We start from the raw sequence: 12,570 nt of genomic DNA on the forward strand, positions 1-12,570 counted from the left end.
GCAGGGCTCGCACTGGTCTCGGAGTGTCAGCCTATCGAGATCGGCCGTCACTCTGCCTGGCGAGCACTGATTCCGGCAGCGACCCGACGGGTTCCTCCGGTTCACAGCTGATGACCGCCGCGGCCAGCAGCCAGGTCAGCTGGGTGACCGACTGCACCAGGTAGGTGCTGTTGGCGAAGGACAGAATCGGCATGGCGACCAGCAGGCCGACGACCCACCACCGCTCGCTGCCGCCCCTGCCGCGGCGCACCACCACGACGGCCGCCAGCACCGCCATCACCACCAGGGCCGCCGTCACCACCAGGCCGTACTGGGAGGCGATCTCCAGCACCCCGCAGTGCGGGTTCACCTTGCCGTGGAGGGTCCACGGCAGCCCTCCTGCGCGCACCGAGGCCTCGTATCCGCCGGGCCCGGTGCCCACCCACGGGTGCTGTCTCACCAGTCTCAGCCCCACCGCCACCAGGGCGGATCGCACCGACAGGGAGGACGGACCCTCGTTGGAGTGGTGCATCACGACGCCGACCACCCGGTGCCATGCCCGGGCCAGGGAGTCGCCGCGCAGCGCGACCAGGACGCCCATCGCGACCACCGTGCAGGCGATCAGCAGCCACCGCCACCGGCGCGAGGCCAGCACCCGCACCGCAACCGCGCAGGCCAGCGCCAGCATCGCCGAACGGCCCGAGGTGAGCACCAGCAGGACGGCGGACGCTGCGGCGCCGGCGGCCATCGCCCATCGCCACGGCCCGCTCTCCCGTCGACACCGGACAGCCAGCAGAGGAACGGCGATCGCGGTGAGCACCGCATACAGATTGGGGTTGGTCAGCCAGGTGGCGGGGGCCCGGTAGACGCCGGGATAGCCGCGCCACACCCCGTTGAGATAGCTGCTCAGGTGACGTACGGTGGCCACCTCCCAGGCCGCCACCGGCAGGCTGATGCCGATCGCCACCGTCCAGCCTCGCGCCAGCCAGCGCACCAGGTCGAAGCGGCGCAGCCTGGTCATCGACCAGACGCCGGCCAGTCCCAGAGCGACCGCGACCAGCTCGCTCCACTGCCGGCCGATTCCTCCGGTCAGCGCCGTGGCGGCGCCCACACCGAGCCACAGCACGGCCAGTCCAAGGACCGCCAGGCTGGCCCGGCTGCGGCGTCCGAGGACCACCGCGATGACGGCGACGACGCCCACCAGCACCCGGTAGCCGAACAGTGGTCCCGCCCCGGCCCAGGGCCCCAGCAGGGCCGCGACCGGCAGGGCGCCGACGCACCAGGCGACCAGCGCCCGGCGCCGGCGTCCTGGCAGATGCGTCGCGGCGGCCGTGCCGTCATCGACAGCCGACCGCCGCGGTGGTTCCTGATCAGCCATCGAGGGCCGATTCGGTTCGGATCAGGCCTCGCCGTCACCGATCACGATGACCTTGACGCCGTCCCACTTGGCGGGATCGACGACATGGCGGCCGTCCACCAGGACCTTGATGCCCGGCAGATCGGCCGGGGTGAAGTCCTTGTACTCGGGGTGGTCGGCCTGCAGCAGCGCACCGTCGACCGGCTCGCCGACGTGGTACGGGGTGAATCCGAACTTCTCGAGCTCCGCATCGGTGAACATCGGGTCGTGGACGCTGACCTCGGCGCCGGCGTCGGCCAGGTCCTTGACCGTCGGGAAGACCCCGGAGAAGGCGGTCTCCTTGACCTTGCCGCGGTAGGAGGCGCCCAGCACGACCATCTTCCTGCCCTTGAGGTCGCCCAGCACCGCGGCGGCCTCGTCGACGCAGTACTGCGGCATCGTCATATTGGCCTGGCGGGCGGTCCGGACGATGGTGGCGTCGGGATCGGTCCACAGGTACAGCCGCGGGTAGACCGGGATGCAGTGGCCGCCCACGGCGATGCCGGGACGGTGGATGTGCGAGTAGGGCTGGGAGTTGCAGGCGTCGATGACCTTGTAGACGTCGATGCCGTTCTTGGCGGCGAACTTGCCGAACTGGTTGGCCAGTCCGATGTTGACGTCACGGTAGGTGGTCTCGGCGAGCTTGGCCATCTCGGCGGCCTCGGCGGTACCCATCGTCCACACGCCGTTGGGGCGGGGCAGGTCGGGACGCTCGTCGAAGTCCAGCAGCTGCTCGTAGAGGGCGATGCCCTTGGCGGTGCCCTCGGGGCTCAGACCGCCGACCAGCTTCGGGTAGCGGCGCAGGTCGGCGAAGACGCGGCCGGTGAGGACCCGCTCGGGGGAGAACACCAGGGTGAAGTCCTTGCCCTCCTTCAGACCGGAGATCTTCTCGATCATCGGCCTCCAGCGGTTGCGGGTGGTGCCGACCGGCAGAGTGGTCTCGTAGGAGATGACGGTGCCGGGGGTGAGGTGCTCGGCCAGCGACTTGGTCGCGGTGTCCATCCAGCCGAAGTCGGGCTCCCAGGTCTCATCGTTGACGAACAGCGGCACGACCAGCACGACCGCATCGGCGCCGGGAATCGCCTCGGCGTAGTCGAGGGTGGCGTGCAGCTTGCCGGCCGGAACCAGCTTCTTGAGCTTCTCGTCCAGGAAGGCCTCGCCGGGGAACGGCTCATTGCCCTTGTTGACCTCGTCGACGACCCTCTGCTGGACGTCGACGCCGATGACGTCGTGGCCCTTCTCCGCGAACTGGACAGCCAGAGGCAGGCCAATCTTGCCCATGGCGACGACGGCGATCTTCATTCAGGACTCCTCGCGCAGGTTGAGTAACGCCAGCAGTCTAGTCGAGGGCGACGGTCCGTCCCCCGAAACCCCGCACAGCGGGCGACGGTGCCGGACTCCCTCTGCGGGACTCCCTCTGCGGGACTCCCTCTGCGGGACCCTGCCAGACGCCGGGAGACGGCCGCCCGGAACCGTGCAGCACGCCCCCTGGAGGTGTCCTGAGCTGTGCCGGGTCCCAGCAGGAGCGCATCCCGCGACGCTGCGACACCCTCCGCCTGTGTTACGAACAGATAACAATGGTCACAGTTGAGTAAGAATACTGTTCCATACTGCACATATTCGCGCTTCGAGGACGCCTGTGCCGCTAACCTCCCCGCATGGCAGCCTTCAACCCCGAGGACACCGGCCCCCTGGTGCACCAGATCGGCGAGACGATTCTCGAGCTCTCGCACGTGGACAAGCACTTCGGGGACCTGCACGTCCTCAAGGACATCAACCTCACCGTCGCCAAGGGCGAGGTGGTGGTCGTGCTCGGCCCCTCGGGCTCCGGGAAGTCGACCCTGTGCCGCACCATCAACCGCCTCGAGACCATCGACTCGGGGACCATCACCATCGACGGCACCCAACTCCCCCACGAAGGCCGTGAACTGGCCAGACTGCGCGCCGAGGTGGGCATGGTCTTCCAGTCGTTCAACCTGTTCGCCCACAAGACCATCCTCGAGAACGTCATGCTCGGCCCGGTCAAGGTGCGCAAGCGTCCGCGCGCCGAGGCCGAGAAGAAGGCCCGCGAGCTTCTGGAGCGGGTCGGCGTCGCCAACCAGGCCAGCAAGTACCCGGCACAGCTGTCGGGCGGCCAGCAGCAGCGCGTCGCGATCGCCCGGTCGCTGGCGATGGAGCCCCAGATCATGCTCTTCGACGAGCCGACCTCCGCCCTGGACCCCGAGATGGTCCAGGAGGTCCTCGACGTGATGGTCTCCCTGGCGCGCGGCGGCATGACGATGATCGTCGTCACCCACGAGATGGGGTTCGCCCGCAAGGCCGCCAACCGGGTGGTCTTCATGTCCGACGGCCAGATCGTCGAGAAGTCCGACCCGGAGACCTTCTTCACCAATCCCACCAGCGACCGGGCCCGGGACTTCCTGGGCAAGATCCTGCACTGATTCCGTCCCGACACCGACAATCCCCGTGACACCACGACTCGCTCGGCACCATGACCCGCGAGAACATCACGACTCGCGAGAACACCACGACCTCCGACGACCTGGGAGCGCACAACCACAGACGTGCACCCCGGCCGCCGGACTCCCAACCGACACGACCAGGAAGAAGCACACGATGTCAATGAAGTCCATGCGCAAGGCGGCAGCGGTCCTCATCACCGCGACCCTCGGCCTCTCGGCACTGTCCGGCTGCGTGGCCGGGGAGAGCGGCTCGAGCTCCGACGACGGCTCCGCGGGCGGCGGCGGCACCGTCAACATCGGAATCAAGTACGACCAGCCCGGCCTGGGGATGAAGGACGGTTCCAGCTTCAAGGGGTTCGACGTCGACGTCGCCAACTACGTCGCCAAGGAACTCGGCTACTCGAAGGTCAACTTCATCGAGACCCCCTCGGCCCAGCGCGAGACGATGCTGCAGTCGGGACAGGTGAAGATGATCTTCGCCACCTACTCGATCACCGACCAGCGCAAGGAGAAGGTCTCCTTCGCCGGACCCTACTTCGTCGCCGGCCAGGACCTGCTGGTCAAGGCCGACAACACCAGCATCACCGGCCCCGACTCCCTCAACGGCAAGAAGCTGTGCTCGGTGACCGGTTCCACCTCGGCCAAGAAGATCCAGGACAGCTACGCCTCCAAGGTCGACCTCCAGGAGTACGACACCTACTCCAAGTGCGTCGCCGCCCTGTCGGCCGGCACCATTGACGCCGTCACCACCGACGACATCATCCTCGCCGGATTCGCCAGCCAGCCCCAGTACAAGGGCAAGCTGAAGGTCGTCGGCAAGCCCTTCACCACCGAGCAGTACGGCGTCGGCATCAAGAGGGGCGACACCGCGGACGCCAAGAAGATCAACGCGGCGATCAAGAAGATGATCGACGACGGCGCCTGGGAGAAGGCCCTCAAGGACAACGTCCCGGAGTTCTCCTACAACAAGAAGACCAACCCGCCCAAGCCCACCGAGGGCGAGTGACGGCAGCCCGCAGCTGAACCCGACACTCACTCCGACTCCCCCGCCCGGGCCGCTCGGCCCGGGCCGCTCGGCCCGGGCGGGGCGGGTCAAACCCCACCCTGGAGGTGATTCATGTCCGATCTTGCCCAGTTGATGCGCGACTATGACGTGCTGGGAGGGTTCTGGATGACGATCAAGCTGACGGTCGTCGCCGCGCTGGGATCGCTGATCCTCGGCACCATCGTCGCGATCATGCGAGTCAGCCCGGTCAAAGCCTTCCAGGTCTTCGGCAGGATCTACGTCGAGCTGATCCGCAACACCCCGCTGACGGTGATCGTCACCTTCTGCGCCCTGGCCTTCTACAACGTGCTGGCCTGGCGACTTGCCGGCAGCACCGCCCGATCCTCGGTCCAGCTGTTCTGGTGGGGCAGCGTCGCGCTGTCGGTCTACCACTCGACCTTCGTCGCCGAGGGCATCCGGTCGGGGATCAACACGGTCCCATCGGGGCAGGCCGAGGCCGCCCGATCGGTCGGACTCACCTTCGGGCAGACCCTCAGCCAGGTGATCCTCCCCCAGGCGATCCGCGGGGCGATCACGCCACTGGGCAACACCCTCATCTCGCTCACCAAGAACACCACCGTGGTCTCGGCGATCGGGGTGGCCGAGGCCTCCTACGTCATGAAGAACATGATCGAGTTCTCGCCACAGTTCATCTACGCGATCTTCATCCTGATGGCCCTGGGCTTCGTCATCCTCACCCTTCCGGTCGGGATGCTCGTCTCCTGGGCCTCGACCCGACTGGCGGTGCAGCGATGAGCAACAGCGTTCTGTTCGACGTACCCGGCCCCAAGGCCCTCCACCGGCACCGCATCATCGGGATCGTCGGCGTCATCCTCATCGTCGCCCTGGTGGCCCTGCTGATCTACGGACTGCGCTCCCAGCTGGGGGCCGATGCCTGGTCGGCGGTGTTCACCGGGGAGGCCTGGACCGACTACTTCATCCCCGGCATCATCAACACCCTGCAGGCCGCCGCGGCCGCCCTGATCCTGGCCTCCCTGCTGGGATTCGTGCTGGCCATGGGCCGGATGAGCTTCGTCCGCCCGCTGCGCTGGGTCTGCTCGATCCTGGTGGAGTTCTTCCGCGCCGTCCCGGTGCTGATGGCGATGCTCTTCTTCTACTACCTGATGGTCTTCGCCGCCCCCTTCAACACCCTGGTCCCGCCGAACCTCAAGGGCCTGGTCGGAGTGGTCGCCGGGTTGACCTTCTACAACGGCGCGGTGATGGCCGAGCTGCTGCGCGCCGGCGTCAACTCCCTGCCGCGCGGGCAGACCGAGGCGGGACTGTCGATCGGGCTGTCCCTGGGCCAGACCCGCCGGATGATCCTGCTGCCCCAGGCGATCACCGCGATGATGCCGGCCCTGGTGAGTCAGCTCGTCATCATCGTCAAGGACACCGCGCTGGGCTACATCATCACCTACCCGGAGCTGCTGCGCTCGGCGACCAACCTGTCCAGCGGCGGGACGAACATCATCCCGGTCTTCCTGATCGCCGCGGTGCTGTTCATCGTCATCAACTACTCCCTCACCCAGCTGGCCGAGTACCTCCAGAAGAGGATGGGACGCAGCCGCGGCACCCGGATGGTGACCATCGAGCAGGCCCACCAGGAGTCCTTCCTGCACGACGAGGGGGCCCTGGAGGAGGTCGTCGACCAGTCCGGCATCCACGAGAAGAGGCGTCCTCCGGACGAGGTGTGAGGGGCGCCCGGGGCACTGGTCGCTAGGCAGTGGACTCGGATCGCCGAACGGAACTGCCCGCGGTCGTGACAGGCTGGACGCCGTGATCCTCACAGTCACCGCGAACCCCAGCCTCGACCGCACGGTCCGACTCGAGGGACCCCTTGTGCCCGGACAGGTCCATCGTCTCGTCGACTCGGTGACGGTGGCGGCCGGCAAGGGGGTCAACATCTCGGCGGTGCTGCACGCCGCCGGCGTCGCCACCCTGGCGGTCGTCCCGGACGGAGCCGATGACCCGCTGCTCGCCGGCCTGGTCCGTGACGGCGTCCCCCACCTCGGGGTGCCGATCACCGGGGCGGTCCGCACCAACCTCACCGTCACCGCACCGGACGGCACCACCACCAAGTTCAACGAGCCCGGGGCCAGGCTCGACGGTCCACAGCTCAGGGCCCTCGAACAGGCCGTCCTGGCTGCGGCGCTCAACGGTGCCGCGCCGTCTCCCTCCCCGATCCGGAGCACGGGACCGCACGTAGATGCCGGGTCGGTCTCGGGGAGCGGTTCAGGCACCGCTGCCGGGTCGGGTGGCAGAGCCGGTGATGACTCGCCCGAATGGGTGGTGATGACCGGGTCACTGCCTCCCGGCGTCCCCGCCGACTGGTACGCCTCGATGGTCGCTCGGCTCCGCGAACAGCTGGGTTCCAGTGGTGTGCGGATCGCCGTCGACACCTCCGACGCGCCGCTGGCGGCGCTCGTCTCCCGATGCCCCGGATGTGCTCCCGATCTCATCGCCCCCAACTCGACCGAGCTCGCCCAGGTGTGCGGAGGAGACGGCGCACAGATGGAGGCCAGCACTTCCGGCGGCGACCTGTCCGCGGTGATCGAGGCTGCCCGAACCCTTGTTGGCAAGGGGATTCGCGAGGTTCTGGTGACCCTCGGCGGTGCCGGGGCGCTGCTCGTGGGTCGCGACTCCTGCTGGCAGGCGGTGACCGGTCCGGTCGACGTCCGCTCGACGGTCGGGGCGGGGGACGCAGCCCTGGCCGGACTCCTGCTGGCCCGTGACCGCGGGTCTGATGCCCCCACGGCGCTGCGCACCGCCGTCGCGTACGGGACCGCTGCGGTGTGCATGCCCGGGACCGGTCGGCCCTCCGCCGAGCAGGCCGCCGCGGTGTCCGTCAGCGTGAACCGCTGCCGGTAGGCCTTGCCGATTGGATATCGTCAAGGAGTCGTCAGCCGCCGTCGCGGGGCTCCAGCACATCACCGGAAGAGACACATCATGGCCAAGAAGGTTGTCACCGTCGGCTCCTCGGTCGGGCTGCACGCCCGCCCCGCCGCCACCATCGCCCAGGAGGCCGCCAAGCTCGGCTCAACGGTCACCCTTGCCACCGAGGGCAACGAGCCCGTCGACGCCCGTTCCGTCCTGCTCATCATGACTCTGGGCGCCGGATCCGGCGACTACGTCACTGTCGAGGGGAACAAGGAGGCCGACGTCGAGACCATCGCCGATCTGGTTGCCAAGGACCTCGACGCCTGATCCTCAGTCTCTCTAGCCCCACTGATCCCCAGGGCCGTCTCGCCCGCTGATCCCCCGAAGGCCGTCTTGCCCTGACAGTACGTCGTCCTCAGACCGCGTTGATCCAGTTACTCGGCGTTGATCCAGCTACAAGAGGATCAACGCGAGATGGGTCGGGAGGGATGGGTCGGGAGGGGTGGGGTTGTCGGGGTCGACGGCAACCGGATCCAGCGGATTGCGACGTTGCCGGTGCAGCGCCGGAGAGTCAGCACGCAGGGGCGGGACGTCGCAGGGTCACCACGGAGTCGCGGGCTGCTCGGTGGTGTCGGAACCGCTGCTGCGGAACATCGCCCGCCGCAGTCGTCCGGCCGCCAAGGACGGTCGGCGCAGGTCGTCTGCGGTGAACCGGATGATCTCCAGACCCTGGTCCCGAATCCTCGCCTTCCGGGCCTTCTCCGGCATCACGACCTCGGACACCGTCTGTCCCGGTCTGACGAGGGCGCCGTACTTCTCCCGGCCGTCGTACTCCCCCACCAACCCGTCCTCGGGCCATCCGAAGTCGCATCGGGCGACGAATCGTCCGTCCTCGGTGAGGACCACGTACTGCAGGATCGGTCTGGGGCAGCCGTGCAGTTCAAGCTGCGCGCGCATCAAGGACTCGCCGGCACTCTCGACGGTCCCATCGGCGAAGGCCGCCACGGCCCGTGCGACCTTGTTCCCAGGCCGTCCGGCACCGCGGGCGACCAGATCGGCCAGGACGGTCCGGGATCCGCCCTCGGCCAGCGCCGCGTCGGCGCACATCACACCGGTGACGAAACCGAACTGCCTGGCGACGTCCACCACGGTCCTTTCCATGCTGGTGAGACGGATGCCCTGCGCCTCGATCATCTCGTCAGGTTCGATCGTGCACACCCGCGTCACCAGTTGTGGACGTCGGTGCGAACTCTGCCCGCGACCCGGCGCCCTGGTGATCCACACCGAGTCCAGGCCCCGTCCCGACAGCGGTAGTCCGAGCAGCGCAGCAGCCGAGACATGACTCAGTGCCCAGCCGTCATCGGCCAGCATCGGGATGGTCGCGTCCACGAGATCGAGGTGACGACCGCGGACGTCCTCGGCGAGGTCACCGGGGACGACGGCTCCCCGACGGACCGGTGTCCAGGTGCCGTCCCGCTTTCCCCGGGCGAGCACCTCGTGGCTCACCCCGCCGCGCACCAGATCTCTGACCATCCTCACCCGCGGTGTCGCCCTCGTCATGGCAGGAGTCAGCCACACCGACCCGACAACCGTCCAGGAGCCGGCACCTGAACTGTGGATAACTCTTGGCGGTGTCGACGGCCCCGATTCTGTCCACAGGTGCCGACCGGCTGCTGGATCGCCCAGGGCAACACGGCGTCCTGCCGACTCGGCATCGTCCGACCCACTCAGGGCTGAAGCCTGCCTGCTGCTGGACGCTTGTCTGCCACCCGACTCTTCTTGTTGCCAGACCCCTACCTGCTGCTGGACCCCTCCCTGCTGCCAGACCCCTGCCTGCTGCCAGACCCCTGCCGCATTGATCCAGTTACTCGGCGTTGATCCTCTTGTAGCTGGATCAACGCCGAGTAACTGGATCAACGCGGATGAGCGGAGGCGAGTAGGGAGGGCGAGGAGAGGGGGAGGGCCGGGAAGGGAGGAGGGGCGGGGAATGGAAGATGGGCCGGCGTCAGGAAGGCCGGGGTCAGGAGGCGGTCTTGCCGGACGGGGACGAGGAAGAAGGAGACGCCGGAACGGGCGACGAGGAGTCGGCGGAAGGGTGTGTCCGGCGACTCATCAGGACGGCCACCGAGATCGCCACCACCCACCACATCAGCGAGGTGGGGAAGTTCTTCACCAGATAGGTGTCCAGCACCAGCCCGGGGAAGGTCGCCAGCACGGCCAGACAGGTCGCCCCGTGCAGACCCCCGATGCCGCGCAGACAGAACACCACCACGGCCACCAGACTGGCCAGTGCCAGCACGACGCCGAGAAGACCGAGCTCCGCGGCGATCTGGACCACGGTGTTGTGGGCGTGCGGCAGGCTCACCCCGAATCCCGTCACCCGCAGCGCGTGGGAGGCCCCCGGCACCTGCCCGCTCTCGGTGGCGAACCACGGCCACATCACGCCGTACCCCTTGCCGAACAGGGCACTGCCGATACTGGCGGAGATGCTCTCCCAAGCCACCCGCCAGGTCTGCGCACGCCCATGATCGACCAGTCCGACGCCGCGCAGCTGTCCCATCCACAGCACCGCCGCGCCGGCCACCAGGAACCCGATGACTCCCTTCAGGAAGTGCCTGTGGCGGGTGCCGATGCGAGCAGGACGCCCCCAGATCAGCAGGGCCACGCACAGCAGTCCGAGATCGATGAATCCGGCCCGTGACCCGCTGGCCACCAGGGCGAACACGAAGCTGGCCACCATCAACCAGGACAGCACTCGATGTCTCCCGCGCCGAATGCCGTCAGCAGCGATCCCGATCCCCAGAATGAGCGCGGTGTGGTAGATGGCGGCCCCGCCGAACCGGGTGGCCAGCCTCCATCCCACCTTCGGTTCCCACAAGAACTCTCGAACCAGGTCGACGGGTGTGACGACCGCCAGCACCAGACACGCCCGCCACAGTGCGTCGGCCAGCCTGTCCCGCCCGATCAGCAGGACGAGCATGACGGCAGTCACCAGCACCAGAACGGACTCCAGCAGCGGCACCACCAGAGCCGACGCCGGAACAGTGACCCGCACCATGGCCGACGCCGTCCGGCCGGCCAGCACGTAGTGGGAGTGCATCGGAATGGTGCACGCCGCCCACACCAGCATCGCCAGGAAGGGTCCGGCGACAAGGACGGCAGCCCGCACCGCCGGCCGCTCGGGCAGACCCGCCTGGACCGACTGGTCGGGCACACCCACAGGGCCCGACTGACCCGACCGGCCCGACTCTCCCGCGCGATCCCCACGATTTCCGAGACCCGAACGACCGCGACCCGTACGGTCCAGCAGCCACTTCACCGGCCACAGCAGGAGGCACACCACGAGGGATCCGGCGAGCAGCCCGAGCATGATCGGGTAGCGCCGGTCGTCGGCCATTCCCCGCTCGGTGGTGACGAAGGTGCAGGTGACCAGCAGCACGGCCAGCACCAGTTCGGCCAGCCAGCTCACCGGGTGGGCGAGGAGATCGGCCGCCAGTCTGGCCGCGCCAGGGCGCACTGCGTCCATGACGCCACCCTGCTGCTCAGACTTCGTGATGTGCTCATCCTAACGGTGCAGGTCGGGCGACGACCCGACACATTCGGTCCCGACGCATCCGGCCACACTCAACGTCCCCGACGCGCAGCGGTGCCCGGGCGGCCAGTTCTGGCACACCCGGGCACCCGCTCCGTCCTGGGGCCGGCAGCAGCCGCCACCGGCCAAGCCGGCCAAGCCGACCGAGCTCGGCCGCTTCCGGCCGAGGCCGGACTCAACCGCCCCCAGCCGAACTCAGCCGGATTCAGTCGGACTCAGTCGGACTCAGTCGATCTTGACGAACTCGTTGGTCGCGGCCGAACGGATCATCGCCTCACAGACCTGCACCACCTTGGCACCCTGCTCCATGGTGACGATGTCGGACTTCTTGCCCAGCACGGCGTCGCGGAAGTTCTCGTGCTCGGTGCGCAGCGGCTCCGGCTTGGGAATCGCGAACCGGGTGACATCGCCCTCGGCGACGCCGCGGAAGTTCGCGATGTCGTCCCACACCGTCTCCACATTGGCGTTGGCGTAGAAGGTGAGGTCGGCGGTGAGGGTGTCGGCGACGAACATGCCCTTCTCACCGGTCACATAGGTGCGACGCTCCTTGGTCGGGGTGAGCCAGTTGACCAGGTGATTGCTCATCAGCCCGCCCGACAGCGAGCAGGTCGCCGAGACCATGTCCTCGTACTGACGCCCGGCCTTGAACATCGTGCGGGCCGCAACCCACTCGAAGTCGCGCTGGGTCACCCAGCTGGTGAGGTCGATGTCGTGGCTGGCGAGGTCCTTGACCACGCCGACGTCGGCGATCCGCGCCGGGAAGGGGCCCTGACGACGGGTCGCGACCTGGTAGAGATCGCCCAGGTCGCCGTTCTCCAGGCGCTTGCGCAGCGACTGGAGGGACGGGTTGTAGCGCTCGATGTGGCCAACGGCACCCACCAGCCCCCGGCTGCTGAAAGCATCGGCCAGATGCCTTGCCGCGGCCGTGTCGTACGCCAGGGGCTTCTCGATAAGAGCATTGACGCCGGCCTCGGCCAGCTTCAGGCCGATCTCCTCGTGGTACTTCGTGGGAGCGGCGACGACGCAGTAGTCGACGCCGGCCTTGATGACGTCGTCGACGTCCGGCAGCACCGGGAGGTCGCCGGCGACGCCGTAGGGGTCCTTGCCCGCGGCATCGGCGATGGCGACCAGGTCGACACCGTCAATGGCCCGCAGGTTGCGGACGTGGTTCTTGCCCATCGATCCGATGCCGACCATGCCGGCGCGCAGGTTCGCCATC

At 68.2% G+C, this 12,570-nt stretch carries 11 protein-coding genes; 6 read left to right on the forward strand and 5 right to left on the reverse strand.

Translation table 11 applies throughout. The features are described 5' to 3' along the window. Window positions 1–31: 31 nt before the first annotated feature. Together FEZ32_RS03540 and FEZ32_RS03545 are read right to left on the reverse strand one after the other, a co-directional pair. Window positions 32–1,357 (reverse strand): O-antigen ligase family protein, encoded by a 1,326-nt coding sequence (locus FEZ32_RS03540; protein ID WP_138679939.1) that lies wholly within the window; start codon window positions 1,355–1,357, stop codon window positions 32–34. A 21-nt stretch (window positions 1,358–1,378) separates the two neighbouring features. Then, the gene (locus tag FEZ32_RS03545) at window positions 1,379–2,677 is read right to left on the reverse strand and encodes a nucleotide sugar dehydrogenase (RefSeq protein WP_138679940.1); all 1,299 of its coding nucleotides are present in this window, start codon (window positions 2,675–2,677) and stop codon (window positions 1,379–1,381) included. Window positions 2,678–3,033: 356 nt separating this feature from the next. Here FEZ32_RS03545 and FEZ32_RS03550 point away from each other — a divergent pair, with 356 nt between their 5' ends. The 6 genes from FEZ32_RS03550 to FEZ32_RS03575 all read left to right on the forward strand — a co-directional run bounded on the left by FEZ32_RS03550 (window position 3,034) and on the right by FEZ32_RS03575 (window position 8,086). Then, window positions 3,034–3,816: an amino acid ABC transporter ATP-binding protein gene (locus FEZ32_RS03550; protein ID WP_097799529.1), complete on the forward strand. Its 783-nt coding sequence runs from the start codon at window positions 3,034–3,036 to the stop codon at window positions 3,814–3,816. A gap of 175 nt (window positions 3,817–3,991) precedes the next feature. Next, entirely contained in the window at window positions 3,992–4,843 is an 852-nt protein-coding gene (locus FEZ32_RS03555; RefSeq protein WP_244937896.1) for a glutamate ABC transporter substrate-binding protein, read from the forward strand. A gap of 111 nt (window positions 4,844–4,954) precedes the next feature. Then, window positions 4,955–5,638 carry an amino acid ABC transporter permease gene (locus FEZ32_RS03560; protein ID WP_097799531.1) on the forward strand — a complete coding sequence of 228 codons (684 nt, stop codon included), beginning with the start codon at window positions 4,955–4,957 and terminating at the stop codon, window positions 5,636–5,638. Continuing rightward, window positions 5,635–6,576: an amino acid ABC transporter permease gene (locus FEZ32_RS03565; protein WP_138679941.1), complete on the forward strand. Its 942-nt coding sequence runs from the start codon at window positions 5,635–5,637 to the stop codon at window positions 6,574–6,576. Before FEZ32_RS03560 ends, FEZ32_RS03565 begins: the two co-directional genes overlap by 4 nt. Window positions 6,577–6,658: 82 nt before the next feature. After that, window positions 6,659–7,750 carry a 1-phosphofructokinase family hexose kinase gene (locus FEZ32_RS14135; RefSeq protein WP_138679942.1) on the forward strand — a complete coding sequence of 364 codons (1,092 nt, stop codon included), beginning with the start codon at window positions 6,659–6,661 and terminating at the stop codon, window positions 7,748–7,750. Between the two features lie 78 nt (window positions 7,751–7,828). Beyond that, window positions 7,829–8,086, forward strand: coding sequence for an HPr family phosphocarrier protein (locus FEZ32_RS03575; protein WP_138679943.1), 258 nt, complete (start codon window positions 7,829–7,831; stop codon window positions 8,084–8,086). Window positions 8,087–8,359: 273 nt separating this feature from the next. On the opposite strand, the gene FEZ32_RS03580 is transcribed toward FEZ32_RS03575, so the two are convergent. The 3 genes from FEZ32_RS03580 to FEZ32_RS03590 all read right to left on the reverse strand — a co-directional run bounded on the left by FEZ32_RS03580 (window position 8,360) and on the right by FEZ32_RS03590 (window position 12,569). Continuing rightward, the gene (locus FEZ32_RS03580; RefSeq protein WP_138679944.1) at window positions 8,360–9,319 is read right to left on the reverse strand and encodes a hypothetical protein; all 960 of its coding nucleotides are present in this window, start codon (window positions 9,317–9,319) and stop codon (window positions 8,360–8,362) included. Between the two features lie 460 nt (window positions 9,320–9,779). Continuing rightward, window positions 9,780–11,285: an O-antigen ligase family protein gene (locus FEZ32_RS03585; protein ID WP_138679945.1), complete on the reverse strand. Its 1,506-nt coding sequence runs from the start codon at window positions 11,283–11,285 to the stop codon at window positions 9,780–9,782. 291 nt (window positions 11,286–11,576) lie between these two features. Beyond that, the gene (locus FEZ32_RS03590; RefSeq protein WP_138679946.1) at window positions 11,577–12,569 is read right to left on the reverse strand and encodes a Gfo/Idh/MocA family protein; all 993 of its coding nucleotides are present in this window, start codon (window positions 12,567–12,569) and stop codon (window positions 11,577–11,579) included. Between the last annotated feature and the right edge of the window lies 1 nt (window position 12,570).

The sequence above is a fragment of the Acidipropionibacterium jensenii genome, assembly GCF_005890135.1.
In the GTDB taxonomy this organism is placed as follows: Bacteria; Actinomycetota; Actinomycetes; order Propionibacteriales; family Propionibacteriaceae; genus Acidipropionibacterium; species Acidipropionibacterium jensenii.